The 1,052-nt window shown below is 66.9% G+C and carries 1 protein-coding gene; it reads right to left on the bottom strand.

The window, feature by feature from the left end; genetic code table 11:
- On the bottom strand, positions 1-920 hold a 920-nt coding region (locus IE317_RS44100), incomplete at its 3' end, for an IS481 family transposase (RefSeq protein WP_191317308.1).
- Between the last annotated feature and the right edge of the window lie 132 nt (positions 921-1,052).

The raw sequence follows: 1,052 nt of genomic DNA, 5'->3' as shown, positions 1-1,052 counted from the left end.
GGGCCGGTGGGAGGGATGGCTTTGGGTCGGGCGTCGTAGCGCTGCTGGGGTGTGTGGCCGTTGAGGCTTTGGTGGCGGCGATGGTTGTAGATCCGCCGGTATTCGTCTAGCAGTTTCTGCAGGTCGGCGAGGGTGTCGGCGGGTGGTCGGGCGGCGAGCCATTTTTGCAGGGTCTGGTGGCTGCGTTCGTTCTTGCCGCAGGTCTGCGGGTGGTGTGGGGTGGCGGCGATGGTGGTGATGCCGAGTTCGGCGAGCCGGCGTTCCAGTTCGACCATCCACCCGCGGTGGCGGCCGGTGAAGGCCAGGCCGTTGTCCGAGAGCAGCCGCACGGGCAGGCCGTGCCCGGCGAAGGCCTGTTGCAGCGCGGCCCAGGTGCCGGCGGTGGTTTCGCCGTCCGCGGCGTAAGAGCCGACGTCGAGGCGGGAATGGTCATCGAGGATCTGGATGATGCAGACCTTGGTGCCGTCGGCCAGGTAGTGCTCCATGCCGTCGATCTGCCAGCAGCCGTTGGGGTCGGTGTATTCGAACCGGCGCCGTGTTTTCGGTTTCTTGCGTGGCTGCGGGGCGATCTGGCCGTGGGCGCGCAGGATGCGGTGGATCGAGGCGCGGGAGGGCACCGGGGTGATACCGGTGTCTTCCAGGCGCCAGCGGATGGAGATCGGGCCGTTGTCCAGGCCCGCCTCGGCGAGTTGCTTGCGGGCCCGCAGCACCGCCTCGGCCACCGTGGTCCCGAGTGCGCTCGGGTGGTGGTGCGGGGCGGTGCTGCGGCGGGTGAATCCGTCGGTGCCTTCGGCCCGGAATCGGGTCAGGTATTTGTAGAAGGTGTCCCGGGACAGGCCGTGTTCGTGGCAGAACTGCGCCACGTTGATCTTCTCGCCTGCTGCGACCTGCGCGACTGCGGCGACGAACTCAGGATCCATCGAAAACCCTGCTCTGCCCATCGCCGCATGATCACCACAAAACAGCTGGTCATCACGCTGACAGGCCGGTCAGTGTCCGCGATGTCCTGAGACATCAACTGTCGGCGATGTCCTGAGACTCAACAGCGGGTT

This window comes from Amycolatopsis bullii, assembly GCF_014654205.1.
Taxonomy (GTDB): domain Bacteria; phylum Actinomycetota; class Actinomycetes; order Mycobacteriales; family Pseudonocardiaceae; genus Amycolatopsis; species Amycolatopsis plumensis.
The sequence above is the reverse complement of the archived record's forward strand: the minus strand, read 5'-3'. Positions and strand labels throughout refer to the sequence as shown.